Origin of the sequence: Gemmobacter lutimaris, assembly GCF_003570715.1 — a bacterium.
GTDB classification, from domain to species: Bacteria; Pseudomonadota; Alphaproteobacteria; order Rhodobacterales; family Rhodobacteraceae; genus Gemmobacter; species Gemmobacter lutimaris.
Map to the genome: position 1 here is coordinate 35,257 of NZ_QXXQ01000013.1, position 24,337 is coordinate 59,593.

A 24,337-nucleotide genomic window follows, 5' to 3' on the forward strand; every position below is an offset into this window, starting at 1 on the left:
AGGTGATGTTTTCGGGCTTTCTTGCAATGGTGATGTATTTGGGTTATTTCTAAAAATCCACGTTCTCATCACCTTGCGGGCAGGACCATGCAGACCCAGATCCTTCGTGACGCAACCAGCCTGACACAAGCGCTACGCAGTCGCCGCCGTGCGCTGGGGCTGACGCAGGAAGAGCTTGGCCAGCGCGCAGGGCTTGCGGCAAAGCATGTATCGCGGATCGAGAATGGCACACATGAACCCAAGGTATCGACCCTTTTCGCACTGATTTCCGCCCTCGGGCTGGACCTTGTGCTGGGTGAGGCGGGCAAGGTCGCCCCTGCTCCCTCCATCACGGATATCTTCTGATGGGGCGCCCGCCGGTAACGCGGCGGCTGGATGTCCGCATCAACGGACGGCTGGCCGGGGAATACCGCTATACCCCGGCGGGTGGGGTAAGCTTTGCCTATGATGCCGACTGGCTGGCATGGGAATTTGCCTTCCCGATCTCGCGCCAGTTGCCGCTGATGACGGGCAATCAGTCCGGGGCACATGTCAGCGCGGTGTTTGAAAACCTGCTGCCCGACAATGCCGATCTGCGCCGCCGCATCGCGGAACGGACTGCCGCGCGCAGCGACCGCCCGCATGACCTGCTGGCCGCCATCGGGCGGGATTGCATTGGCGCGATGCAGTTCCTGCCGCAGGGCAGCGATCCGGGCGATCCTTTCCGCATCGAAGGGCTGCCACAGGACGAGGTGCAAATCGCAGCCACGCTGCGCGAGCTTGCCACCGCACCGCTGGGCCTGCATGCGGATGAGTCCTTCCGCATCTCGCTGGCCGGGGCGCAGGAAAAGACCGCCTTCCTGTGGCAGGAGGGCCGCTGGCTGAAACCCGTCGGGCTGACGCCCACCACCCATATCTTCAAGCGGCGCATGGGGATCGTGTCGCACGGGATCGACATGACCGACAGTGTCGAAAATGAATGGCTGTGCCTGCGTCTTGCCGCCGCGCTTGGCCTGCCGGTAAACGAGGCGCGGATCGAAAGCTTCGAGGATCAGACGGTTCTGGTCGTCACCCGCTTTGACCGTGCGCCCCGCCCGCGCGGCGGTATTCTGCGACTGCCGCAAGAAGATTTCCTTCAGGCTCAGGGGCTTGAATCGGCACAGAAATATCAGGAACATGGCGGTCCGGGGGTGCAGGACGGGCTGCATCTGCTGGAAGGTTCGGCCGAACGGGCGGGCGATCAGCTTCTGTTTCTGAAAGCCCAGATCGTGAACTGGTTGCTGGCGGCCATCGACGGGCATTCCAAGAATTACTCGGTCTTCCTCGGGCCAGCCGGGTTTCGGATGACCCCGCTTTACGACATTCTCAGCGCCGCCCCTGCCATGGGGTCCGGCGCCTTCCGACACCGCGAGCTGCGGCTGGCCATGTCGGTCGGGCGCAGGCGGCATTACCGGCTGGACCAGATCCAACCGCGACATTTCGACGAAACGGCCGCCCGCGCGCGGGTGCCGCCCGCGTTGCGGCGCAGGGCCTTCGCCGACCTTGCGGCGGCGGGTCTTCCCGCCATCGAACGTGTCGCGGATGCCCTGCCGGTTGGCTTTCCCGATCGGGTTTCGGGGCCGATTCTCGACCATGCGCGCAACCGCATGGCGCTTCTGGTCGCGCAGATCGAAGCGGGTCTTGTCACCGGCTCCTAGCGCCGCTCAGATCAGGTGCAGCGCTTGCAGACGCTGCTGCGCCTCGGCGCAGATTGCCTTCAGATGCCCCGTCAGCCGCCCGGCGGTATCGACCCATGGCCGGTCCACCGGATGCAGGGCCGAAACCTCAAAGGCCGGTGCCTGCGCAAAGGCCCGCAGCACGACGCGATCCCCCAGATAGCCGAGCGCTGTCAACGGGTTGAGGATACTGACCCCGATGCCGCTGCGCACCATCTCGCAGGCACCGTTGGCCGATTGCATGGTCACAGGCAGGCGCCGCGTTACGCCGGCCTCCTCGAACAGCCGGTCGAGGATCAGCCGGTAGGGATCTTTCGGTCCCAGCGAGACAAATGCCTGATCCTCGAAATCCTGCAAACGCAGCGGCCCCGTGCCACTGGCCAGAGGATGCCCCGCAGGGATCAGGCAGACCTGACGGAACGCCCCCAGCCGGATCACCTCGGTCGTAGGGTCGTCATATTCGCCTTCGATCAGGCCAATGTCGAAGTTGAACCCCGAGATGGGCGACTGGCTGCGGGGATCGCCATTGTCGATCTCGATGGTCAGACCCGGTGCCTCGCTGTGCAGCCGCGCCACCGCCTCTGGCAGCAGGCTTTGCGCGAAGGTCGGCAAGGTCGAGACCTGGAGAATTTCGCCAGAGGCGGCGCGCATCCGTTGCAGCGAGGCATTGATCTTGTCGAGGCCGGAATAGGCCTCTTCAATGGCGTGATAGAGTTTCAGCGCCCGCGCCGTCGGGTGCAGCCGCTGTCGGCGGCGTTCGAACAACTGAAACCCGACCGAGGCTTCCAGCCGCAACACCTCGCGCGTCAGGGTGGGTTGCGACGATCCAAGCGCGGCCGCCGCCGCCGTGACGGTGCCGAATTTCACGATGGCGCGGAACACATCGACCTGTCGCAAGTTCAGCTCTGGGTTCACACGGGCCTCCGATCATCGCCGATATTCATATCCAAAATGAATGAACTTCCATAGCCTTTTCTATATCCCCGACTGCCTTGCACCGCTTAGCATCCATCAGGATTTCGTCGTCCTTCCAGCCGGGAACACAGCTTGTGACCATTCCAGCCGAGGCAAGCACCTTTCGCCTGAACCGCGCCGCGCAGGCCGGGCTGGATGCCTTGTTGCGCGAAGCCGGGGGTGCCTTCGGGGCCGGTCAGGTGGCGGTTTGCGCCGTGCTGAACGACCGCCCGCTGGTCGAGGCCGATCCCGGTCCCTTCGCCGTGCAACCTGTCTGGCAACATCGTGGCGATGCACAGATCTATCCGGCCTCGGTCTGCAAGATGTTCTATCTGGCCGCGCTTGCCGCTTTCGAGGCAAAGGGCCGCCTTGTGCTGGATGACGAGGATCATCGGGCCACCAAGGCGATGATCGGCATATCGTCCAACGATGCGACCACCTATCTGCTGGGCCGCCTGACCGGCGCTTTCGATGGCCCGGTGCTCGACCCCGCCGGACTGGAGGAATGGGTGACTGCGCGCCATCAGGTGCAAGACTGGCTGGAGGGGCTGGGCCTTCCGGCGCTGGCGGGCATCCATCTGATTCATTCGACCTATGAGGACAGCCCCTATGGCCGCGCCCGTCAGGCGCGTCAGGTGCGGCCCGGCAACCAGCTTTCCGCCCGCGCCTGCGCCGCGATGCTGCATGAAATGCTGCGCGGTGCCTTGCCCGGACGCGACTGGATGGCCGGGCATCTGTCACGCGACTGGCAGCGCACCGCAGCCCCGGACCCCGAGGGCGACCAGATTGCCGGTTACCTGACCGGCGGCGTTCCCGAAGGGTTTCGCGTCTGGTCCAAGGCCGGGCATACCTCGTGGACGCGGCATGATGTGGCGGCGATTTCCGCCCCCGATGGTCGTTCAGCCACGCTGGCGGTGATGACGGAAGGCCCTGCCGCTGCCGCCCATCCGGGCACCCTGCCTGCCTTCGCCCGCGCCTTCATCGCCGAAGCCTTTGACTGACCCTTCAAACATAACAAGCCGATATACAACAGGAAGCTGACCATGACCCATTCGCCCGTCTCCCTGACCCTGAGCCGCCGCCGCATGCTGGCCGCCATGCTTGCCAGCACCGCGGCCGCGGCCACCGGCCTTGCCCCCTTCGGCGCCCGCGCGCAGGACGCGGGCACGCCGCGCCCCGGCGGCAAGTTGCAGATGGTGGCGCCCTTCGGTTCGGCGCTGCAAAGCCTTGACCCGCATGCCACCTATGAATCGCAGGACATGGCGGTGTCGAAAGCCTTCCACCGCTCGCTGTACAACTGGGATTCGGCGACCAATTCGGTCGTGCTGGAACTGGCCTCCGAGGTGCAGGTCAGCGAGGATGGCAAGACCTTCACCTACAAGCTGCTCGACAACATCTTTTTCCACAACGGTCGCCAACTGGTCGCCGATGATGTGATCTGGTCCTATTCGCGCATCCTTGCGCCGGGCAGCAGCCTCTCGGCCATTTCCAACCTGCAAAACATCCTTGGCGCGCAGGATTATCTGGACGGCAAGGCCGATCATGTGGCGGGTCTGGCGAAGATCGACGACATGACCTTTTCGATCACCTTCGAAAGCTTCGCCGATCCCGGCTATCTGCTGTTCGAGGCGGTCACGGCGATCCTGCCGCGCGAGGCGGTGGAAAGCGGCACCTTCCTGTCGAACCCGGTCGGCTGCGGCCCCTTCACCTTCGTTGAACATATCGAGGGCTCGCGCATCTCGGGCAAGAAGTTCGACAAGTATTTCAAGCCCGGCAAGCCTTATGCCGATGCCATCGAATTCACCATCACAGACGACTATTCGGCGCTGGACGTGGCCTTCCGCGCCGGTGAGATCGACGCGACCGTTCTGTCGGAAAACGGCTATGTGATGTATGCGCAAGACCCGGATCTGTCGAAGGGCATCATCGAGATTGCCGAGATGTTCACCCGCCACATGGGCATGAACCTCGACATGAAACCCTTTGACGATGTTCGGGTGCGGCAGGCGATCAACTATGCGGTGGATCGGGACATCATCATCGAAAAGCTGTTGAAGAACAAGGCATTCAAGGCGGTGGGCTGGCTGCCCACGCCGTCTTCGGGCTTCGACCCCGACCGCAAGCCCTATGCCTTCGATCCCGAAAAGGCCAAGGCGTTGCTGGCCGAGGCCGGGCTGGCCGATGGCGTCAGCTTTGAAGCCTGGGTGACCGATGCCACCTCGTCGCTGGGCGTGTTGCAGGCCATGACCCCCTTCCTTGCGGCCGTGGGCATCACCGTGACCCCCAAGGTGGTCGAGGCGGGCGTGCTGGTCGAGGCGATCAACAAGGGCGAGGCGCCCGCGTGGTTCCGTTCCAACGGCACCGGGCCGGACCCGATTTCGGCGCTGCGCAGCTTTGACAGCCGCCGCCCGCGTTCGACCAACCGGGCGGGCTTCAAGGATGCGGCCTATGACGCGATGCTGGACGAGGCCATGGCGACGGTCGATCCGGTCAAGCGGATCGAACTGGTGAGGAAAGCCGATGCCTATATCTTCGAGCAGGCGCCGGTCTGGTTCCACAACTACAACAAGGCGGTGCTGGCGACGCAGCCCTGGGTGCATGGCGTCGATGCCAATGTGACCGAGGCCGCGATCATCGAGGTCGATCAGGTCTGGCTGGACGAAAACGCGCCTTCGCGCTGATCTGCCTGCCGGGGGGGTGGCTGACCGCCCCCTTGCCCGCTTTTCCTAGCCCGTGGGTCCGTCATGCTGAATGTCCTGCTCAGACGGCTTGTTCAGGCCGCGCTGACTGTCTTTGTCGTCATCACCCTTGTCTTCCTGCTTTTCAGCGTGATTCCGGGCACCTATGCCTCGTCGCTTCAGGCCGACAAGCGCGATGTCTCTGCCGAGGTGCTGGAGAGGATCGAGGCCGAGCTGGGTCTGAACGATCCGCTGCCGCAACGCTTTGGCCGCTACATGGCGGGGCTGGTGCAGGGCGATCTGGGCACCTCCTACGCCACCAAGCGTCCGGTGGCCGACATGCTGGCGGGGCGGATCTGGGCCTCGTTCCGGCTGGCGTGCGGCGCGATCCTGTTCGCGGTCTGCATCGGGCTGCCGCTGGGGTTCTTTGCCGCGATGCGCCGGGGAACCTGGCTCGACACCGCCACGATGTCGCTGGCGGTATCGGGCCTGTCCATCCCCGCGTTCTGGGCCGGGCTGGTGCTGATGTATCTGTTCTCGCTCAAGCTGCACTGGTTGCCGACCTTCGGCTATGGCTCGGGCGGGTTGCGTCACCTGATCCTGCCCGCCATCACGCTCGGCATCGCGCCCATGGCGCTTCTGGCCCGCACCACCCGCGCCGCCGTGCTGGAGACGCTGAATGCCGACTTCATCCGCACCGCCCGCTCCAAGGGCATGTCAGAGCAGCGCCTTGTGCTGCGTCATCTGGCGCGCAACGCCTTCGTGCTGGTGCTGACCACGATCGGGCTGCAATTCGGCTCGATGCTGGGCGGGTCGGTCGTCATCGAAAAGCTGTTTGCCTGGCCGGGCGTCGGCTCGCTGCTGATCGATTCGGTCGGGCTGCGTGACCTGCCTGCGGTTCAGGGGGCCATTCTGGTGATCGTGCTGTTCTTCCTTCTGATCAACACACTGGTAGACCTTGCCTATCTGGTGGTCGATCCGCGCATCCGCTACCGCTGAGGAGGCACCATGAAAGCCGGAGCCAACCTTTACGTCGGTGGCGGGATCATCCTGCTGATCGCGGTGCTGGCAATCTTTGCCCCGCTGATCGCCCCTTATGACCCGGTCACCTCGGCCAATCTGATGTATGCCGAAGAGCCGCCCGGCGCCCAGTTCTGGCTGGGCACCGACGAACAGGGCCGCGACATCTTTTCCCGCATGGTCTATGGCGCGCGGATTTCGCTGTTCATCGGTCTGGCGGTGCAGGTGATGAACACGGCCATCGGCGTCTCGCTGGGCCTGTCGGCCGGCTATATCGGCGGCTGGTGGGACGAGATGGTGCAGGGCTTGACCAACCTCATGCTGTCGATCCCGACCATCGTCTTCGCGCTGGCGCTCATGGCGATCCTCGGGCCGGGGCTTCTGAGCCTTCTGATCGCGCTTGGCATGACCGACTGGGCCTATAGCTGCCGGATTTCGCGCGCGCAGGTGCTGACGCAGAAGTCGCTGAATTATGTGCAATCGGCCCGCACCATGGGCTTCGGCCCGCTGCATGTGATGTTCCGTGAATTGCTGCCCAATATCGCGGGGCCGCTGATCGTCGTGGCGACCATGGGTGTCGGTTCCGCCATCATGGCGGAGGCATCGCTGTCCTTTCTGGGCCTTGGCGTGGTGCCCCCGAACCCGAGCTGGGGCGGCATGCTCTCCTCGGCGCGAGAGCAACTGATGGTCGCGCCCTGGGTCGCCATCTTTCCGGGGCTGGCACTGTTTGCCGCCGTTCTGGGCTTCAACCTTCTGGGCGACGGCCTGCGCGACCTGCTGGACCCGCATGGAAAGGGCCGCAAATGACCGAAACGGTTCTGGACGTCCGCGATCTTGCGATCAGCCTGTGTGACGGCCCCACGCCCGTCGCGGCGGTCGAAGGGGTGAATTTCAGCATCAACCGGGGCGAGGTCTTTGGCCTTGTCGGCGAATCCGGCTGCGGCAAGAGCCTTTGCGCACTGGCGCTGGCCGGGCTTCTGAAGGCGCCCATGGCGATCAGCGGCGGGCAGATTCTGCTGGAGGGTCGCGATCTGGCCACCCTGCCCCCGCGCGAGATGCGCCATCTGCGCGGCAACAAGGTGTCGATGATCTTTCAGGAGCCGATGACCGCGCTCAACCCGCTGATGACAGTGGGCGACCAGATCGGCGAGATGTTCGTGCTGCATCGTGGTCTGACCGCCCGCGCCGCCCGGATGAAAGCCATCGAGGCGCTGGAACAGGTGCAGGTCTCCAGCCCGGAAAGGCGCATCAATGCCTATCCGCATCAGCTTTCAGGCGGGATGCGGCAACGGGTGATGATTGCCATTGCGCTGGCCTGCGATCCGGCCCTGCTGATCGCCGACGAGCCGACCACCGCGCTGGATGTCACCATTCAGGCCGAGATCGTCGAACTGGTGCTGGACCTCTGCCGCGCGCGGGGCACGGCGGTAATGATGATTTCGCATGACCTCGGGCTGGTGGCGCGCATCTGCAACCGTGTGGCGGTGATGTATGCGGGCCAGATCGTCGAACAGCGCAGTGCAGGGGATATCTTCACCGCCCCGGCCCATCCCTATACCCGCGGGCTGGTCGATGCCCTGCCCCGGCTGGGGCGTCGGCTGGAGCGCGGGCAGGAACGGCTGACAGAGATCGGGGGCGTGGTGCCTGCGATCCGCGATTTCCCGCAGGGCTGCCGCTTTGCGCCACGCTGTGGCCGCGTCACCCCTGAATGCCGTGCGGCGCCCGTTTCGATGACCGATCTGAACAAGGGGGGCCGGGTCCGGTGTCTGCATCATGTCTGAGGCTGCAATGATCCCCGAAGCCGAACCCCTGCTGTCGGTTCAGGGTCTCAAGGTGCATTATCCGGTGCGGCACGGCTGGCGCGGCAAGCCACTTGCCGTCAAGGCGGTGGATGGGGTCGATCTGACGTTGCACACGGGCCAGTGCCTTGGTCTGGTGGGGGAAAGCGGCTGCGGAAAATCCTCGATCGCGCAGGCGCTGCTGGGTCTGGTGCCCGCCACCGAAGGCGTGATCCGGCTTGACGGGCACGAGATCACCGGCACGGCCAAGGTTCCGGCCATGGCGCTCGCGCGGTCGGCGCAGATGGTGTTTCAGGACCCGATGTCATCGCTCAACCCGCGCCAGACCATCCGCGAGATCCTGTCCGGTCCGCTGCGTCTGCATGGCATGACCGACCGGGCCGAGCGTGAGGCCCGCGTGGCCGAAATGCTGTCGCTTGTCGGCATGGCTCCCGAAGTCGCCAGCCGCTACCCGCACGAATTTTCCGGCGGGCAGCGCCAAAGGCTGTGCATCGCCCGCGCGCTGATCCTGCGGCCGAAACTGGTGATCTGCGATGAGCCCGTTTCAGCGCTGGACGTTTCGATCCGGGCGCAGATCATCAACCTTCTGCTGGAACTGAAGGACAGGCTGGGCATTGCGCTGCTGCTGATCTCGCATGATCTGGGCGTGGTCGAACACATGAGCGACAGGATCGCTGTCATGTATCTGGGCCGGATCGTCGAGGAAGGCGGCTGGCGCGAGATTTTCACCGCTCCGGCCCATCCCTACACCCGCGCGTTGATCTCTGCGATCCCCGATCCGATGCACCGCGACCGGGCACCCGCCCGGCTGGGGGGCGAAATTCCCAGCCCGCTCAGCCCGCCGGAAGGTTGCGCCTTTCATCCGCGCTGCCCGCTGGCCATGCCCCGCTGCCACAGTGGGGGCGGCCCCGAATTCACCCGCATCAGCGCCGATCATCGGGCACGCTGTCATCTGCTGCAAACCGGAAATCCCCATGTCTGAGCTTTTTGCCGCCCCCATTCCCGAAATCGGGCCGGACCTGATCATCACGGTGCGCGCGGGGGATGATCCTGCCGCCCCGCATCGCGGCACGCTGACGATTGGGGACTGGTCTGTGCCCTGTGCCGTCGGCCGGTCGGGCATCGTCGATCCGGCGCTGAAACGCGAGGGCGATGGCGCCACCCCGGCGGGGCGCTTTGCCCTGCGCTACGGTTATTACGAGCCGGGCGTTTTTGCCGACGCCGAAATGGCCGCCATGGCCTTTCCGTTCAAGCCTAAGCCCGACAGCTATGACTGGATCGAGAACCCGGCCAGCCCCGATTACAACCGGATGCGCGCCCGCAGCCATAACGAGCCGCCGCCCGACCGCGCGCCGAAGCTGTTCGACATCTTCATCCCGCTGGGCTGGAACGATGCGGTGCCGCGCGCGGCCGGGGGCAGCGCGATCTTCCTGCATGCCGCCCGCACCGAGATGACGGGCACCGCCGGTTGTGTCGCCGTGCCGCATGACCAGTTGCTGAACCTTGCGCGCCGCCTGCGGCCGGGCATGGTCATCGACATCGCCGCACCCGATCAGGCGGCCGGGCCGCTTGCCCTGCCCGACAGTCTGGAAAGTGTCAGCTTCCACAGCCTGCGGCCCGGTCCGCGCGTCATCGTGACCGGCGCTGTCCATGGCAACGAGGTCTGCGGGCCAAAGGCCATCGCTCGGATGATCGCCGAGTTCCGCAGCGGGCGCCGCAAGCTTCTGTGTGGCTCGGTCACCTTCGTGCCGGTGGTCAATGCCCTGGCCTATCGGCTTGACCAGCGCGAGGGCGAGCGGAACCTGAACCGCAACCTCCGCGACTATCCGGTGCCGCAGGTGAACGAGGACCGGGTGGCGAATGTGCTGTGTCCGCTGCTGCGCGCCCATGACGTGCTGATCGACCTGCATTCCTTCGGCTCGGAAGGGCCCGCCTTTGCGCTGTTCGGTCCCGATGCACCGGGCGGCACGCTGGAACCCCATGCCCGCCCGGAAGAAGAACGCCGCCTGATCCGCGCGCTGGGTCTGCCCTTCGCAGTGCAGGGCTGGATGTCCGCCCATCTGAAGGCACTGGCGCAGCAGGGTCGGGCACAGGACATCGCCCATGCCGTCGGCACCACAGAATTCATGCGCTTTGTCGGTGGGGCGGCGATCACGGTGGAATGCGGCTCACACAAGGACCCGGCCTCGGTCGGTGTGGCCTATGACGTGATCGCGCGCGGTTTGGCGGCGCTTGACCTGATCTTGGGCGAGGCAGGCCCGCCGCCCCCACCGCCGCAGATCCTCCAGATCGGGGATGCGATCTTTGCGGAAAGCGATGACGACCGTCTGCTGCGCAGCTTCGTCACTGGCGAGCCGGTGCGCGCGGGCGAGGTGATCGGCCAGCGTGCGGACGGCAGCCCGATCACGGCGCCACATGACGGGGCGGTGATCTTTGCCAGCGGCAAGGTGAAAGCGGGAACCGAGATGTGCTTCCTTTGCCTTCATGGTCCGGCCGGGTAGCGGCGCCACAAACGGCAGGCCAGGTCCGGTCGGATCGTGCCATCGGCCGCCATGGCGTCCGACCGAACCTGCCTGCCGCCATCCGCAATCGTGGCGGTCATGGTCACACCAGCACGCGGAAGTGCAGCGGCGCATCTGCCGCGGTAATACAGATGCCGGAACGCACCTGCATTCGGTGGACTGGTTATGACGTTGCCCTCCTGCACGGCTGGCAAGTCTATCTGAAAAGCTGTCCCCGCCTTCATCAGCTGACGCGAAGATGACGTGCAGGTGGATCTGACCCATGCCGTCGAAGCAGCGCGGCTGACCCAAGATCGGGGACAGGCCAGCCGTTACCGGCCGGACCCCTCCCCTGTTCTGGCGCCAGACAAGGCCATGCGGCCATCGCGCAGATTGCGGGTCAGAAGCGCCATAACGAACAGCCCGGTCAGGATCAGCACAATGGTGGGCGCCGGGGCGGCGTCCAGCCAGAAGGACGCATAGACGCCGCCAGCACCTGCCAGCACCGCAACCGCTACAGAGACCGTCATCATGGTCACGAACCGGCGTGTCAGCAGAAAGGCAATGGCGCCCGGCGCGATCAGATAGGCCACGGACAGGATGATCCCGACCGAGGACAGCATGGCAACGATGGTCGCGGACAGGATGGCCAGCAGCCCGTAGTGCAGCGCCCCCACCCGCAACCCGATCATCCGCGCCTGCACGGGGTCAAAGCTCTGGGCAAGGAAGTCGCGCCATTTCACCCCGAGGATCAGCGCCACCCCGCCCGAGATCAACCCGCTCGTCCACAGATCCTGTGCGCCAACACCCAGCATGTTGCCGAACAGGATGTGGTCCAGATGCAGCGAGGTCTCGATCTGGGTGTAGATGACGATACCCAGACCGAACATGCCGGAAAAGACCACGCCCATCACGGTATCCTGCTTGATGCGGGAATTGTCCTTGATGAACCCGGTGCCAAGCGCGCAGATCAGACCGGCAAGAAATGCGCCTATCAGCAGCGGAATACCGGCCACATAGGCCAGCACAACGCCCGGCAGAACCGCGTGGCTGGTGGCATCGCCCATCAGCGACCAGCCCTTCAGCACCAGAAAACAGCTCAGCAACGCGGCCGCCGGGGCAATCAGCAGGATGATCAGCAGCGCGTTCTGCATGAAGGGGAATTGGAACGGCAACAACAGGTCGGCCATCACAGCGGCTCCTTCAGGGCAGATTTCGCGCGCGCGCGCGCCGCCAGCAGGTCTTGCGCTTGAGCCGATGCGGGGAGAGCAGCGGCAGATTTCGCGCGCGCGCGCGCCGCCAGCATGCCATGCTTGGGGGCGAAGAAGAACGCGGCCAGAAACAGCAGCGTCTGAAGGCAGACGATCACCGCCCCGGTCGCACCGTCGAGGAAATAGCTGAGATAGGCGCCGAAGGCCGAAGTGAGCGATCCGATGGCCACCGACAGCGCCAGCAGCCGGGGAAAGCGGTCGGTCAGCAGATAGGCCGTCGCGCCCGGTGTAACGACAAGTGCGATCACCAGAAACGCCCCCACCGTCTGCATCGCCGCCACGGTCGAGGCCGAAAGCAGGGTGAAGAAGACCAGCCGCAGTGCCGTGACATTCAGCCCGATGGAACGCGCATGCGCCTCGTCGAAGAAGACCGCCAGCAGATCCCGCCATTTCGCCAGCAGGATGATCAGAGACACCCCCCCGATCAGCGCCAGTTGCAGCGTGTCCTCGGGTGTGATGGCAAGGATATTGCCCATGATGATGGTCTGGATCGACACGGCCATCGGGTTCAGCGACACCATGAACAGCCCCAGCCCGAAGAAGGCGGTGAAGATCAGACCGATCACCACATCCTCCTTCAATCCCGACCGGCTGCGCAGGAACAGCATCGCCAGCGCGGCAAGCCCGCCCGACAGGAAGGCGCCAAGGGCGAAGGGCAGGCCCAGCATATAGGCCCCGGCCACCCCCGGCACGACAGAATGGGACAGCGCATCCCCGATCAGCGACCAGCCTTTCAGCATCAGATAGGCCGAAAGAAAGGCGCAGACCGCACCGACCAGCGCCGACACCCAGATCGCATTGGTCATGTAGCCATACTGAAAGGGCTCGAACCAGTTCATTGCCGGCCCTTCAGGGTGCGGGCCCGGTCATCATAAACCACCAGCGGCCGTTCATCGTCGGAATAGACTTCCAGACGGCGCGGGTCGGCGTCGTCATGCAGCCGTGGCCCTTCCAGCAGAAAGTGCCGCAGCACACCGCCGAAGGTTTCGCGCAGCCGGTCCGGGGTAAAGACCTCCTCGGTCGGGCCATGCGCCAGAACCGTGCCCTTCACCAGCACCACCCGGTCGCAGAACTCGGGCACCGAGCCGAGGTTATGCGTGGCCACCAGCATCACCCGCCCTTCGGCCCGCATCTCGCGCAGCAGCGTGATGATCTGTTCCTCGGTCGTCACATCCACGCCGGTAAAGGGTTCGTCCAGAAGGATCACCTGCGCATTCTGGGCCAGTGCGCGGGCCAGAAAGACGCGCTTTTTCTGCCCGCCCGACAGTTCGCCGATCTGGCGATGCCGAAATTCGACCATGTTGACCCGTTGCAGCGCCGCTGTCGTGGCCGCATGATCCGCCGCACGCGGACGGCGCAGAAAGCCCATATGGCCATAGCGCCCCATCATCACCACATCCTCCACCAGCACCGGGAAGGTCCAGTCGATCTCCTCGGATTGCGGGACATAGGCGACGGCCTGTTTCTTCATCATGGCCTGAACCGGCTGGCCCAGAATCTCGATCTTTCCGGCGGAAACGGGGATGAACCCCATCAGCGCCTTGAACATCGTGGATTTGCCCGCACCGTTCACCCCCACCAGCGCCGCGATACTGCCGCGCGGGATGGCGAAACTGGCATCCCGCAACGCGGTATGACCGTTGCGATAGGTAACCGTCAGGCCGCTGGCGCGGATGCCGTCGCTCATGGCTGAAGGCCCGTCACGATGGTTTCCGAGGTGACGCGCAGCAGGTCAAGATAGGTCGGCACCGGCCCGTCCGGTTCAGAGAGGCTGTCGACATAAAGCACACCGCCATAGGCAGCGCCGGTCTCGCGTGCGACCTGCCGCGCGGGTTTGTCCGATACGGTGCTTTCGGAAAAGACCACCGGGATGCTTTCGGCCCGCACGGTGTCGATCACCGACCGCACCTGTTGCGGCGTGCCCTGCGCATCGGCGTTGATCGGCCAGAGGTACACCTCCTGCAATCCGAAATCCCGCGCGAGGTAGGAAAATGCGCCTTCCGATGTCACCAGCCAGCGGCGCCCTTCCGGCAGGGCTCGCGCGGCCTCGCGCAGCGGGCCGATGACCGCAGCCACCTGCCGTTTGTAGGCATCGGCATTTGCGGCATAGACGGCGGCATTGTCCGGGTCTGCGGCGCTGAGCGCATCCCGAATGTTGTCGATGTAGATTTCGGCGGAATCGAGCGCCATCCAGGCATGCGGATTGGGCTTGCCTGCATAGTCGCCGCCCGCAATGGCGATGGGCGCGATCCCGTCCGAAACGGTCGCGGCGGGAACATCGCGCAGATTCACAAAGAATTTTTCGAACCAGCGTTCAAGGTTCAGCCCGTTCCAGAGGATCAGATCCGCCCCCTGCGCCTTCACCAGATCACGCGGCGTCGGCTCGTAGCCGTGGATTTCGGCACCGGGGCGGGTGATCGAAACCACCTCGGCCGCATCACCGGCCACGTTCTGTGCCATATCGGCAATGATGGTGAAGGTGGTCACGACCTTCAGCCGCTCCTGCGCGGCGGCCGCACCCGTCAGGCCGGTCAGGGCAAGGCTTGTTGCCATGCTCAAAAGTGCTCGTCTGTAAATCATCGGATTCTCCCTGTCGCCCCACATGCATTTAGGAATGATTTGCAACTGTCAAGCCAGATGCGAGCCATTTGCATCTGAGACTTGCATCCGCACGGGAAAATGCGCGAAGAGAAAGTATGACCGACCACGACCACAGAACCGAAAAGCTGACAGACGCGCTGCGTCAGGCAGGCGTGCGCATAACCCGCCAGCGGGCGGCGCTGCTGTCGGTGCTTGCCGATGCCGAAGACCACCCCGAAGCCACCGAGCTTCATCGCCGCGCCGAAGAAGTGGTGCCGGGAATTTCCCTCTCGACCGTCTATCGCACCCTGACCGAACTGGAGATGCAGGGTGTGATCCTGCGTCATCAGTTCGAAGGCACGCCCGCACGCTTTGAACATACCGAGACGCATCACCACGACCATATGATCGACGTGGAAACCGGCGAGGTGGTGGAATTTGCGAACGAACGGATCGAGCGGCTTCAGGCCGAGATCGCCGATGCGATGGGCTACGAAATCGTCCATCACCGGCTGGAGCTTTATGTCCGCAAGAAGGCAAGTCCTGCCCCGCAAGGATAAGCGCACGGAAAATCCGCGATTGCAGTGGCCAGAAACACCCGGCATCAGCGGATGTTTCTGGACATGGCAACGCTATGGGGAAGATGGCGCGAGCCTGCTTCAACCCTGTTGAGGAATGTGCCTCAAGACCCGCCCTGAATTCTGGAGGATGACGGTCCTGCCGGGCAGCGTCATAACGGCACAAGCGACAGGGCAGCGGTTTCGGCAAACCGATCACAGAGCGCGGAGATTTCGGCGCGGTCCTGCATCAGGCAGGCTGCGGTTGACAGCGCATCGGCCAGCGCCGCCGAAGGGGCGGCGATGGTCACGGCACGCCAGACCGGCCGCGCGGGGTTGCCCGTCACCGGATCAAGGATGTGGCCCCGCGTCCCCGCCGCATCGAAAGTCGTGCCCAGTGTGCCCGAGGTCGCCAGCGCCCGGTCACGCAGCGGCACGGTTCCGCCATCCTGCAAGCGCACCGGCCAGTCGCCGCCACGCGGATCGCCGCCAAGCGCGCGCATCTCGCCGGTGTCGATCAGAATATCGCCCAGCCCCTCTGCCCGCAGCAGATCCGCCACCCGGTCGGCGATATAACCCTGTGCGATACCGTTCAGTGTCAGCGCCATGCCGGGGTCGATCCGGACCTGCCCCGCTTCGGCGCGCAGCCGGTGCCAGCCGGTCCGGGCGCGGGCGGCGGCCAGTTCACTGGCATCAGGAACCCGGCCCCGGCTCGCGGTTTCGGCCTGCAACGACCAAAGCGGCTGCACTGTCGGATCGAAGCGGCCACCGCTTGCCGCATGAACCCGTCCCGCCAGCGTCAGGCACTCCAGCAGGTCGAATGGCGGTGCCTCCAGCACACCCGCCGCGTTCAGCCGCATCAGCGCCGATGACGGGCGGTAAAGGCTGAACACATCCTCCAGCCGGGCAATCTCGGCCAAGGCGCGGGCGGCAATCTCCGGGGCTTCGGGATGGGCCAGCCGCAAGGTCACACGCGCCCCGAGCGCCTGCCCGGTGGCAATATGCAAGGGCGGCGCGGCGCGGGCGGCTGCGGGCAGCGCCAGCACGGCGGAAATGGCAAGAAAACGGCGACGGGTCAGCATCGGATCAACCTCCGGTCTGGCGGGACAGGTCTTGCAGGCGGCGCTGCCAGTCGGCGTCTTCTGCGGTATCGGGGGCGGCAAGGGTCACAAGCGCATCGGGGATCGCCTGCAAGGACATGACCTGCCCGCCATGGCGCGCGGCAAAGGCGCGGGCGGCGGCAAAATCGGAGAAGGGCACGAATTCCGGCGCCCCCATACCACCTTCAATCGCGGCCCCGACAACGTAATGTGCAATCCGCGCGTCGATCCAGTTGGTCGCGCCGGGGGTTTCCCATGTGGCGCCGGGCGCGGCCATGTCATTGACCCAGACCGCCAGCACCCGGTGGCTTTGTTCAGGCGCGCGCAGATAGGCGACCAGATCGCGGACCTGACTGAAGAACAGCGGCGCGCCGGGCAGCCCCTCCAGATGGGCCTGCGCCTTGGGGCCCGGATGCTCCAGCAGGTTCATCTGGCAATAGTAGCCCACCGCATCGGGGGTCAGCGCCACCGGATCGGTGACTTGCGTGGCCTGTTCCTGACAGGCGGCCAGCAGCAGGAGGAGGAACAGATGTCTCATGGCGTCACCCTGCGAAACCCGAGCACGGCAAACGCCATTGCCAGCAGCGGCCACAACAGCACAGAGGCCAGCGACTGCCACGGCGGAATGCTTGCCGACGCGCCCGCCACGCCCGCCGCTACCGCCGTCGCCTCGGATGCAGCAAGGTTGTAGAGCCGGAACGCATCGGCCGGATTCGCCAGCAAGGCCAGCGGAAAGGCGTTGAGCGTGAACCACCCGCCATTGTCGGCCACCACCGCGGCCAGCAAGCCAAGGTCATACAGGACCACCAGCCCGAGCCACAGCCCGATTGCCAGCCCGGCCGCGCCCGAGGGCCGCCGTGACAGGGCCGACAGCGCATAGCCCGCGCCGATGAAGGTGGCGCCCAGCAGAACCGAGGTCCAGAACAGCCGGACCAGCGCGGGCAGCCCGGCAACCGCCCCCGGATCGGACCAGAGCGCCGCAACACCGGCCAGCCCGTAGCCCGTGCCGCAAGCCAGGGCCAGCACCGCCAGATGTGCCAGCATCTTGCCCGCCAGCACCTCGGCCCGCGCGACCGGATAGGTCAGCAGCAGGGGCAATGTGCCGCGCTCCGCCTCGCCCGCGATGGCATCAAAGCTCATCAGCAGCGCCAGAAGCGGCACAAGATAGACACCCAGCGAGGTGAGGGAGGCCACGATGACCGACAGCCGGTCCACCCCCAGCCCTCCGGTGGGCGCCGATCCTGCGGCGGCCAGCACCAGCGAGAACAGACCCATCAGCGCAACGGCGATAGAGACCCAGCGATTGCGCAGCGCGATGCGGAACTCGCAGCCGGCGGTGGCAAGAATGCGTCGGATCATTGCCCGGCCCTCTGGCTGAAATGGCTGTAGATGTCTTCAAGGCTGGGGGGCAGCACCTCCAGATCGGCAACCGCATCGCCCATCGCGGTAATCCGCGCCAACAGCGCCAGCTTCTCGTCCTGCGCACAGGTCAGATGCAGCACACCGCCCACTGCCACCGCGCCCGGCAGATCCAGTTCTGCCCCCGCGCGCGGCGTCACATGCAGCGCGACGGGCAGCGCCGCCTGCCGCCGCAGATCGGCCAGCGGGCCTTCGGCCACGAGCCGCCCTTTCGAGAGGATCAGGATACGATCCGTCCGCGCCTCCACCTCGGTCAGCGCGTGCGAGGAGAGCAGAATCGAAGCCCCGCGCGCCGCCAGCCCGTCCAGCAGCGCATAGAAATCGCGCCGCGACACCGGATCAAGGCCCGAAGTCGGTTCGTCCAGCACCAGAAGGCGCGGGCTGCCGATCAACGCCTGCGCAAGGCCGACACGCTGCCGCATCCCCTTGGAATAGGTGCCGATCCGCCGCCGCGCGGCCGCGCCCAGCCCCACCTGCTCCAGCAGTGGCAGCGCCGCCGTTGCAGGCTCACCGCGAAGCGCGAGGTAGTGGCGCATCTGTTCCAGCCCGGTCAGCGCCGGGTGGAAGGCCGCGTTTTCCGGCAGATAGGCCACCTGCGCCCGTGCCGCAGCCGACCCCGGCGCGGCGCCGCAGACCGTAACCTGCCCCGCCGTTTGCGGGATCAGCCCGAGGATGATCTTCATCATCGTCGACTTGCCCGCACCATTATGGCCCAGCAGTGCGACACGCTCGCCCGGCGCGACGGAAAGCGTCACGTCCGACAGGGCCGTCACCCCCGCGAATTGCTTAGTGAGACCCGAGATCGTCAGGGTTGAAGTCATCGAAATTGCCTTTCGCCCAACGGCCGGCCACTTCGGCCTCCATCGCGGCGATGTCTGCGGATACGGGAAGGGTGAGCGGCGCCATCAGCGGCGCACTGTCCACCACGCCACCGGGCAGCGTGGCGGGGAAGTTCGATTGCGACCAGCGGATCAGCTGCACCGATGGCGCGCCGGTCAGCAGCCGGGCCGCAGGCTGCGACCAGAGGATATGGTCCATCAGATCGTTCGGGCGGAACACCGAATCCGCGATACCATCGCCGTTCAGGTCGAAGGCCGGATGATCCGACCAGTAATTGCCGCGCCCCTTGAAGCTCCATTCCAGAAGCCTTGTGCCGACATATTTCACCTGCTCGGCATTGCCGATGAAGGCATTCCCGGTCAGAACATTGCGTTCCGATCCGGCGGTGAAATGGATGCCGATGCCGCAGCCCTCGAACCTGTTGCCCCAGATCAGGTTCTTGTGGGCATTGTAGATGAACAGACATTTCTTCGTGCCGCCCCGCACCAGATTGCCCGAGACATCGGCGCTGTTGGCGAAGTTCAGCATCACGCCATGCTCGCGATCGCCGAGGCTGCGGTTACCCTGCACCTTCACCCGGTCGGAGAACATGATGGCAAAGCCAAGATGGTTGCCGATGCTGATGTTGTCCGACACCTCGCTGTCATGGGTATACATATAGTGGACGGCAAAGCGCAGGTCGCGGAACAGGTTGCCGCGATACAGCCCCTTGCGCGAGGTGTTGGAAAAGATGCCGTCGCGTCCCCAGCGCACGGAATTGCCGGTGACGACCGTGCCGGGGCTGTTCCAGATGTAGATACCGTTGCCCCGGTCATTCATGCGGGGGTTCCGGCGGCCCTCGATCACATTGCCGGTGACCTGTGCATCACGCCCGCCATGCACGTCGATCCCGTGCATGTTGTCTTGCAGCAGCAGGCCCGAGATGCGGGCGCGGTCGGCGCCCTTGAGGATCTTCACCCCCGAGTCCAGATCGGCATTGGCATTGCCCGATCCGGTGACGCTGAATCCTTCCAGCGCCACATCGGGGGCGGCGATGGTGATGACGGTGCCCTGCCCCAGCCCGTCAACCCGCGCCTCGCGCGGGCCGCGCAGGGTCAGCGGGCGGTCGATGCGAACGGGGCCAGGGTAGTCCCCGCCCTGCAACAGCAGCACATCGCCGGGGGCCGCCCCGGCGATGGCGGCGGCCAGCCCCGGCCCCGGCGCCACGGCACGCTGCTCCGCCAGGGCGGGCAGTGCGAGAAGGCACAGGGCAAGGGCCAGCCGCAGGGTCATTTCGGCTCCACGAACATGCGGCCGCGCATTTCCATGTGCAGCGCGTGGCAGAACCACTGGCAGTAATACCAGTATACCCCCGGATTGGCCGCGACGAAGGTCACCGACGAGGTCTGTTGCGGCCCGATCTCCATGGCAACACCGTGATTGCCCATGGTGAAGCCGTGGGTCAGATCGTCGATGTCGTCGAGGTTGGTGATGGTCACCGTGACCTCGTCGCCCTGCGTGACAGTAAATTCTTCCAGCGCGAACTGCGGCGCCTGGCTGGACATGTAGACCCGCACCTTGTTGCCATCGCGGATCACCGTGTCCTGATAGTCGTCGAGGTTGACCCCGTCCGCCTCGGCCTGCTTGCGGGTTTCGGCCCACATCGGATCGTTGCGATCCCAGACTGATTTGATGTTGGTCATCTTGCTGGCATGAACCGCAATCGCATCATGGGGTTCGGCGAAGGTGGGGCCGTCATGCACCACCACCATCTTGTCGCCCGAAATGTCGATCAACTGGTCATTCTCGGGCTTCAGCGGACCGACGTTCAGGAAGCGGTCTTTCGAGAATTTGCAGAGACAGACCATCCATTTTCCGTCGGCCTCCAGCGTTTCGCCCATCGAGGTCTTCAGGTGGCCGGGCTGATACTGCACATCCACCTTGTCGAGGATCGGATCGACCTTTTCGCCCTTGTAGGCGGCAATCGCCTTGTCGATGTTCCACTTCACCACCTGGCTGTCGAGGAACAGCGAGGTATAGACATTGCCCTGCCCGTCAAAGGCATTGTGCAGCGGGCCAAGGCCCAGTTCCGGTTCGGCCACCACGCAGGACCGGGGTTCAGCGCCGGCAAAGACTGCATCCAGCAGCGTCACGTCGATCACCGTGACGGTGGGCGACAGCTTGCCACCGATGCAGAGGTGGCGCTTGTCGGGCGCCATGTTGCAGCCATGCGGGTTGTTGGCGACCGGGATATAGCGGGTGAACTGGCTGTTCGCCTCTTTCCGGCCATCCAGAACCTTGACGCCATTCACCTCCTGATACTGCCCGGCCGCGATGGCCTTCTCGATCTCGGCAATGTTGAAGACGACCACATGGTCCATCTCGCTGGCCGTCATGTCGGCCAGATTCATGCCCATCTCGCTGTTGTAGCTGGTCGAGAAGGCCCATTTGCCCTCGTAATCGGCATCGCAGTTGTCAAGGTTGCCCGACACCATCACCTGCCATGCGACATCCCATTTGTCGGCATCGACGGCGGTGAAAATGTTCACATAGCTGCCGACATCCTTCATGGTGGAACCGTCGTTCACCAGCGGCGCTTCATCTTCGCCGTTGCAGAAGACATAGTTGGAACGCGGCCATTTCTGCGGGCGCATGCCGTGGATGCCCTTGGCATTCGGGATTTCCAGAATGGCGTCGCATTTCATCACATCGCCACGCACCCGCGCCACCCGGGTATTGGCCTTGTCGTTCATATAGAGGTAGCGGCCGTCATACTTGCCCTCGGTATAGGACATGTGGACATGGTGCAGGTCGCCATTGTCATGGATTTTCTTGCCATTGGCCTCCAGCAGCTTCTTTGTGCTGTCGCTCATCGTGCGCTGGTGGATGCGGATGGATTCATTCGTCTGCCCCCAGCCGGTTGCGGAGCAGCGGTTGAACACCGGCACGCGCATCAGCTCGCGCATCGAGGGGATGCCCAGAATGCGCATCTCGCCGGTCTGGCCTGAAGACCAGAAGCCATAGTATTCATCAAGCTGCCCCGGCGCGACCTCGATACCCGCGGCGCGGGCGGCGCTTGTCGCGGCCATGGTGGCAAGGCCCGAGGCACCGGCGCCAAGCGCCAGCCGTCCACCAAGGGTGCTGGCAAGGGCGGCCCCGCCTGCGGTGGCGCCCAGCAGGGAACGGCGGCTCAGGCCGGATTTCGGTTCGGTGGTCATGGGGTCACTCCTTCAGAGGCGACGGGTTTTGCGTTGGGATGCCCGGCGGGTGGCGTGCCGATCGCCTCGCGCCGCTTCATCTTTTTGATGACCACCGGGCAGATGGTTTTTGACTGGTACAGAACCTGGCAATGCAGGCAGTTCACACATTCATTGGGGTTGATTTCCCCTGTCGGATGAATGGCTTGCACCGGGCATTGGTTCGCGCAGCTCTGACAGGGGCTGCCGCACTCCTTGTAGCGTTTCAGCCAGTCGAACATGCGGATACGCGCGGGGATCGCCAGCGCCGCCCCCAGCGGGCAGAGATAGCGGCAATAGAACCGCTCCACGAACAGACCCGCCATCAGCAGCGCCGCCGCATAGGCGACGAAGGGCCAGGCGCGGATGAATTTCAGGATGATCGCGGTCTTGAACGGCTCGACCTCGGCCAGATGCTCGGCCTGTTCGATGGACATGAGGCTGACCCCGAACAGGCCGAGGAAGATCATGTATTTCACCGGCCAGAGCCGTTCATGCAGGCCCCAGGGCAGTGTCCATTGCGGCACATGGAGCGCCCGCGCGATGCGGTTGGTGATTTCCTGAAGCGCGCCGAAGGGGCAAAGCCAGCCGCAATAGGCCCCGCGCCCCCAGAACAGCAGCGCGGCGGCCACGGCAAACCACAGGATGAAGGTCAGCGGGTCCAAAAGGAACGCCTGCCAGGAAAACCCGTTCACCAGCGCGCCGAACAACGCCATCAGGTTCACGACCGACAGTTGCGCATTGGCGATCCAGCCCAGCCAGACCAACGTGACGGTCAGAAAGCCCATGCGGAACCAGAAGAACAGCCGCGCATTGCGGGTGGCGAAGGTCTGGAAGAAGAAAACCCCGGTCAGCACCAGCAGCATGACGGCAAGCGCGATGATGTCGGCCTGTGACCCCCGCCAGATCTTCTTCCACAGATCGGCCTGCGCACTGCCTTCCTCTTGCGTGGCGACCACTTCGGCAGCGGCCGGGGCAGGCATGACCTTGCGCAGATAGGCGGCGGGCAACTGATAGCTCAGGTCAAACGTGGTGAAGACCTTTTCAATCGGCCCGACCTCGCGCTGCACAAGCAATTGGATGCGGAAGGGTTTCGCCGGATCGAAGCCGCTGTCGGCGGGAATGCGGAACAGATCTTTCTCGGTGAAATCCGGCGCATCGGCAGGGGCGAGGCTGACAAGCCTGCGGTGCATCCGGTCGCGGAAACGCACCGAAACATCATCCTGAATCAGCACGATCCGGTCAAAGATACCGCCGCGCACATAGCCCGACCCCTTGAAGCTGTAGAGGCCGCGTCCCGCCAGCATCAGCGCGTGATCGCCGGGTGGCAGCCAGCTTTGCAGGTTGGTGTATTCGGCCTCGCCCAGCAGCGCCCGGCCGATCCCCGGCACGGACACCAGCGCCGCCTGCATTTCGATATAGCGGGTGTCGGGCGCATCCTTCAGCGCGCGTTCGCCCGCGCGCCTGTCCTCCAGCGCGGCGAAAGCCTCGTTCACCTGCGCCACGTCCAGCGACAGGCGGCGCAGCGTGCCGTTGCCTTCCATCGTGGCCCAGTCGGCAGGGGCTGCGACCTCGGGATCGACCTGAAACACCGGCCCCTGCGCAGGCGCATCGGGGTGCAAACCGCCAAGCCCAAGGGCCCGTGCCACCTTCAGCCCGGACCGCACGATGGAATCGTCGATCACCATGACCGTGACCGTAGCGCCGGAAATGATGTCGATGTCATGTCCGGTGCCGCCGGCATTGACCTCGGCCACCAGATCCAGCCCGATATAGCCCGCGACCATCGCCTTGATCTTCGCGTCGGGAATGCCGATCAGCACGATGGGTTCGGAATGCTTGACCAGCGCTACCCCCAGTATGCGCGCCTGCGGATCCAGCGCGACAAGCGTGTGGATCGGCTTGCCGGAATAGCCGGTGGTGCCGACAAAGTCGCTTGTGACGAAAGCCCAGCCGATGGTCTCGCCACCTTTGAGGACGGGCACGACCGGCAGGTCGTCACGCATCGGACCATAGCCATCGGCCTGTGGCACCAGTTCAGCGGCTGGCAGTTTGGCCAGAAGGCCGGACAACAGCGGCTCGGCCAGCGCGAGCCGTGGCAGCATCAGCGCAAGGCAGACAAGGATCAGACGGACAAGCAGAATCATCGGGCAACCTCTTTCAGGTTCCCGGTTTCTGCCCCGGCGCTGCGCGACAGGACTTGACCAAACTCAAGACCCGTGGCGAAACGTCGAGGCTGCGGCAGGTCGCCGCGCTGGCAATGGGGCACATGCCACGCCTGCGGGGGACCGCGCGCCACCGGGCGAAGGTGCTGGCGCCGCACGGCGGTCACACCGGACAATACCCTGCCCAGCCGGACAAACCGGACAGGTGCTGCGCGAAGGACGACAGCGGGTTCAGGAAGGAACGTCAGCGATGGCAGGCACTTCACACAATCGCAGCACCGCTTGCCCTCGACCGGGTTGCCCTGCGCATCCAGAAGGATCGTGGTGGCTCCGCCATCGCCGCAGATCACCATTTCGGTGACACCGCCAAGGGCCGCATCACTGCGCAGCGCGCCCGACAGCACGAAAGCCAGCGTCAGCAACAGGCAGAGAAGGGCATGGAACAGGTGGCGCATGCGGCGGGTCTAGGCCCGCAGGGCCTTCGCAGCCTTGACCATAGTCAAGACTGACTGGTCAGCCCGTTGTCAGGGCTCCGGGATCTGCG

23 protein-coding genes are annotated in these 24,337 nt (G+C 64.9%); 10 read left to right on the plus strand and 13 right to left on the minus strand.

From position 1 onward, the window contains the following. Positions 1-87 precede the first annotated feature (87 nt). Positions 88-345 carry a helix-turn-helix domain-containing protein gene (locus D2N39_RS17855; protein ID WP_108129552.1) on the plus strand — a complete coding sequence of 86 codons (258 nt, stop codon included), beginning with the start codon at positions 88-90 and terminating at the stop codon, positions 343-345. Continuing rightward, a complete protein-coding gene (locus D2N39_RS17860) occupies positions 345-1,676 on the plus strand; it encodes a type II toxin-antitoxin system HipA family toxin (RefSeq protein ID WP_119136140.1) in 1,332 nt (443 codons plus the stop codon). The genes D2N39_RS17855 and D2N39_RS17860 overlap by 1 nt, the downstream gene beginning before the upstream one ends. A 6-nt stretch (positions 1,677-1,682) precedes the next feature. On the opposite strand, the gene D2N39_RS17865 is transcribed toward D2N39_RS17860, so the two are convergent. Then, entirely contained in the window at positions 1,683-2,609 is a 927-nt protein-coding gene (locus tag D2N39_RS17865; protein ID WP_119136141.1) for a LysR substrate-binding domain-containing protein, read from the minus strand. A gap of 134 nt (positions 2,610-2,743) precedes the next feature. On the opposite strand from D2N39_RS17865, the gene D2N39_RS17870 reads away from it, so the two are divergent. From D2N39_RS17870 to D2N39_RS17900, 7 genes are all read left to right on the plus strand, one after another. Beyond that, entirely contained in the window at positions 2,744-3,649 is a 906-nt protein-coding gene (locus D2N39_RS17870; protein WP_119136142.1) for a serine hydrolase, read from the plus strand. Positions 3,650-3,691: 42 nt separating this feature from the next. Continuing rightward, positions 3,692-5,329, plus strand: a complete 1,638-nt coding sequence (locus tag D2N39_RS17875) for an ABC transporter substrate-binding protein (protein ID WP_119136143.1) — start codon at positions 3,692-3,694, stop codon at positions 5,327-5,329. A gap of 63 nt (positions 5,330-5,392) precedes the next feature. Further along, positions 5,393-6,325, plus strand: a complete 933-nt coding sequence (locus tag D2N39_RS17880) for an ABC transporter permease (RefSeq protein ID WP_119136144.1) — start codon at positions 5,393-5,395, stop codon at positions 6,323-6,325. Positions 6,326-6,334: 9 nt separating this feature from the next. After that, a complete protein-coding gene (locus D2N39_RS17885) occupies positions 6,335-7,153 on the plus strand; it encodes an ABC transporter permease (RefSeq protein WP_119136145.1) in 819 nt (272 codons plus the stop codon). After that, positions 7,150-8,127, plus strand: coding sequence for an ABC transporter ATP-binding protein (locus D2N39_RS17890; RefSeq protein ID WP_119136146.1), 978 nt, complete (start codon positions 7,150-7,152; stop codon positions 8,125-8,127). The genes D2N39_RS17885 and D2N39_RS17890 overlap by 4 nt, the downstream gene beginning before the upstream one ends. Further along, positions 8,120-9,127, plus strand: a complete 1,008-nt coding sequence (locus D2N39_RS17895; protein ID WP_199725295.1) for an ABC transporter ATP-binding protein — start codon at positions 8,120-8,122, stop codon at positions 9,125-9,127. The genes D2N39_RS17890 and D2N39_RS17895 overlap by 8 nt, the downstream gene beginning before the upstream one ends. Beyond that, the gene (locus D2N39_RS17900) at positions 9,120-10,646 is read left to right on the plus strand and encodes a L,D-transpeptidase family protein (protein WP_119136148.1); all 1,527 of its coding nucleotides are present in this window, start codon (positions 9,120-9,122) and stop codon (positions 10,644-10,646) included. The genes D2N39_RS17895 and D2N39_RS17900 overlap by 8 nt, the downstream gene beginning before the upstream one ends. A 332-nt stretch (positions 10,647-10,978) precedes the next feature. Here the strand turns inward: D2N39_RS17900 and D2N39_RS17905 are convergent, their stop codons facing one another. The 4 genes from D2N39_RS17905 to D2N39_RS17920 are packed head-to-tail and all read right to left on the minus strand — an operon-like array spanning position 10,979 to position 14,497. Beyond that, positions 10,979-11,836: a metal ABC transporter permease gene (locus D2N39_RS17905; RefSeq protein WP_119136149.1), complete on the minus strand. Its 858-nt coding sequence runs from the start codon at positions 11,834-11,836 to the stop codon at positions 10,979-10,981. Next, positions 11,836-12,756: a metal ABC transporter permease gene (locus tag D2N39_RS17910; RefSeq protein ID WP_119136150.1), complete on the minus strand. Its 921-nt coding sequence runs from the start codon at positions 12,754-12,756 to the stop codon at positions 11,836-11,838. The genes D2N39_RS17905 and D2N39_RS17910 overlap by 1 nt, the downstream gene beginning before the upstream one ends. Continuing rightward, complete coding sequence (locus tag D2N39_RS17915; protein WP_119136151.1) at positions 12,753-13,604, minus strand: manganese/iron ABC transporter ATP-binding protein; 852 nt, start codon at positions 13,602-13,604, stop codon at positions 12,753-12,755. Before D2N39_RS17915 ends, D2N39_RS17910 begins: the two co-directional genes overlap by 4 nt. Continuing rightward, positions 13,601-14,497, minus strand: a complete 897-nt coding sequence (locus tag D2N39_RS17920; protein ID WP_119136152.1) for a metal ABC transporter substrate-binding protein — start codon at positions 14,495-14,497, stop codon at positions 13,601-13,603. The genes D2N39_RS17915 and D2N39_RS17920 overlap by 4 nt, the downstream gene beginning before the upstream one ends. A gap of 116 nt (positions 14,498-14,613) precedes the next feature. Between D2N39_RS17920 and D2N39_RS17925 the strand changes: the two genes are divergently transcribed. Beyond that, positions 14,614-15,057: a Fur family transcriptional regulator gene (locus tag D2N39_RS17925; RefSeq protein WP_119136153.1), complete on the plus strand. Its 444-nt coding sequence runs from the start codon at positions 14,614-14,616 to the stop codon at positions 15,055-15,057. Positions 15,058-15,227: 170 nt separating this feature from the next. On the opposite strand, the gene D2N39_RS17930 is transcribed toward D2N39_RS17925, so the two are convergent. The 8 genes from D2N39_RS17930 to D2N39_RS17965 are packed head-to-tail and all read right to left on the minus strand — an operon-like array spanning position 15,228 to position 24,248. Continuing rightward, positions 15,228-16,136: an FAD:protein FMN transferase gene (locus tag D2N39_RS17930; protein WP_199725296.1), complete on the minus strand. Its 909-nt coding sequence runs from the start codon at positions 16,134-16,136 to the stop codon at positions 15,228-15,230. Between the two features lie 4 nt (positions 16,137-16,140). Further along, positions 16,141-16,692, minus strand: coding sequence for a nitrous oxide reductase accessory protein NosL (locus D2N39_RS17935; protein ID WP_119136154.1), 552 nt, complete (start codon positions 16,690-16,692; stop codon positions 16,141-16,143). Continuing rightward, positions 16,689-17,513: an ABC transporter permease gene (locus D2N39_RS17940; RefSeq protein WP_119136155.1), complete on the minus strand. Its 825-nt coding sequence runs from the start codon at positions 17,511-17,513 to the stop codon at positions 16,689-16,691. The genes D2N39_RS17935 and D2N39_RS17940 overlap by 4 nt, the downstream gene beginning before the upstream one ends. Further along, complete coding sequence (locus tag D2N39_RS17945) at positions 17,510-18,394, minus strand: ABC transporter ATP-binding protein (RefSeq protein WP_119136156.1); 885 nt, start codon at positions 18,392-18,394, stop codon at positions 17,510-17,512. The genes D2N39_RS17940 and D2N39_RS17945 overlap by 4 nt, the downstream gene beginning before the upstream one ends. Continuing rightward, positions 18,360-19,685, minus strand: coding sequence for a nitrous oxide reductase family maturation protein NosD (locus D2N39_RS17950; protein ID WP_119136157.1), 1,326 nt, complete (start codon positions 19,683-19,685; stop codon positions 18,360-18,362). The genes D2N39_RS17945 and D2N39_RS17950 overlap by 35 nt, the downstream gene beginning before the upstream one ends. Next, on the minus strand, positions 19,682-21,610 hold the full coding sequence (gene nosZ / locus D2N39_RS17955; protein ID WP_119136158.1) for a TAT-dependent nitrous-oxide reductase: 1,929 nt from the start codon (positions 21,608-21,610) through the stop codon (positions 19,682-19,684). The genes D2N39_RS17950 and nosZ overlap by 4 nt, the downstream gene beginning before the upstream one ends. Next, positions 21,607-23,775: a NosR/NirI family protein gene (locus D2N39_RS17960; RefSeq protein WP_119136159.1), complete on the minus strand. Its 2,169-nt coding sequence runs from the start codon at positions 23,773-23,775 to the stop codon at positions 21,607-21,609. Before D2N39_RS17960 ends, nosZ begins: the two co-directional genes overlap by 4 nt. After that, positions 23,772-24,248, minus strand: coding sequence for a hypothetical protein (locus D2N39_RS17965; RefSeq protein WP_119136160.1), 477 nt, complete (start codon positions 24,246-24,248; stop codon positions 23,772-23,774). Before D2N39_RS17965 ends, D2N39_RS17960 begins: the two co-directional genes overlap by 4 nt. Positions 24,249-24,337: the final 89 nt, after the last annotated feature.

Excerpts from the sequence above, each read along its gene's own strand:
- D2N39_RS17855 (WP_108129552.1), top strand. The coding sequence starts at position 88 with ATGCAGACCCAGATCCTTCGTGACGCAACCAGCCTGACACAAGCGCTA.
- D2N39_RS17860 (WP_119136140.1), top strand. The coding sequence starts at position 345 with ATGGGGCGCCCGCCGGTAACGCGGCGGCTGGATGTCCGCATCAACGGA.
- D2N39_RS17875 (WP_119136143.1), top strand. The coding sequence starts at position 3,692 with ATGACCCATTCGCCCGTCTCCCTGACCCTGAGCCGCCGCCGCATGCTG.
- D2N39_RS17880 (WP_119136144.1), top strand. The coding sequence starts at position 5,393 with ATGCTGAATGTCCTGCTCAGACGGCTTGTTCAGGCCGCGCTGACTGTC.
- D2N39_RS17885 (WP_119136145.1), top strand. The coding sequence starts at position 6,335 with ATGAAAGCCGGAGCCAACCTTTACGTCGGTGGCGGGATCATCCTGCTG.
- D2N39_RS17890 (WP_119136146.1), top strand. The coding sequence starts at position 7,150 with ATGACCGAAACGGTTCTGGACGTCCGCGATCTTGCGATCAGCCTGTGT.
- D2N39_RS17895 (WP_199725295.1), top strand. The coding sequence starts at position 8,120 with ATGTCTGAGGCTGCAATGATCCCCGAAGCCGAACCCCTGCTGTCGGTT.
- D2N39_RS17900 (WP_119136148.1), top strand. The coding sequence starts at position 9,120 with ATGTCTGAGCTTTTTGCCGCCCCCATTCCCGAAATCGGGCCGGACCTG.
- D2N39_RS17905 (WP_119136149.1), bottom strand. The coding sequence starts at position 11,836 with ATGGCCGACCTGTTGTTGCCGTTCCAATTCCCCTTCATGCAGAACGCG.
- D2N39_RS17910 (WP_119136150.1), bottom strand. The coding sequence starts at position 12,756 with ATGAACTGGTTCGAGCCCTTTCAGTATGGCTACATGACCAATGCGATC.
- D2N39_RS17915 (WP_119136151.1), bottom strand. The coding sequence starts at position 13,604 with ATGAGCGACGGCATCCGCGCCAGCGGCCTGACGGTTACCTATCGCAAC.
- D2N39_RS17920 (WP_119136152.1), bottom strand. The coding sequence starts at position 14,497 with ATGATTTACAGACGAGCACTTTTGAGCATGGCAACAAGCCTTGCCCTG.
- D2N39_RS17925 (WP_119136153.1), top strand. The coding sequence starts at position 14,614 with ATGACCGACCACGACCACAGAACCGAAAAGCTGACAGACGCGCTGCGT.
- D2N39_RS17930 (WP_199725296.1), bottom strand. The coding sequence starts at position 16,136 with ATGCTGACCCGTCGCCGTTTTCTTGCCATTTCCGCCGTGCTGGCGCTG.
- D2N39_RS17935 (WP_119136154.1), bottom strand. The coding sequence starts at position 16,692 with ATGAGACATCTGTTCCTCCTCCTGCTGCTGGCCGCCTGTCAGGAACAG.
- D2N39_RS17940 (WP_119136155.1), bottom strand. The coding sequence starts at position 17,513 with ATGATCCGACGCATTCTTGCCACCGCCGGCTGCGAGTTCCGCATCGCG.
- D2N39_RS17945 (WP_119136156.1), bottom strand. The coding sequence starts at position 18,394 with ATGACTTCAACCCTGACGATCTCGGGTCTCACTAAGCAATTCGCGGGG.
- D2N39_RS17950 (WP_119136157.1), bottom strand. The coding sequence starts at position 19,685 with ATGACCCTGCGGCTGGCCCTTGCCCTGTGCCTTCTCGCACTGCCCGCC.
- nosZ (WP_119136158.1), bottom strand. The coding sequence starts at position 21,610 with ATGACCACCGAACCGAAATCCGGCCTGAGCCGCCGTTCCCTGCTGGGC.
- D2N39_RS17960 (WP_119136159.1), bottom strand. The coding sequence starts at position 23,775 with ATGATTCTGCTTGTCCGTCTGATCCTTGTCTGCCTTGCGCTGATGCTG.
- D2N39_RS17965 (WP_119136160.1), bottom strand. The coding sequence starts at position 24,248 with ATGCGCCACCTGTTCCATGCCCTTCTCTGCCTGTTGCTGACGCTGGCT.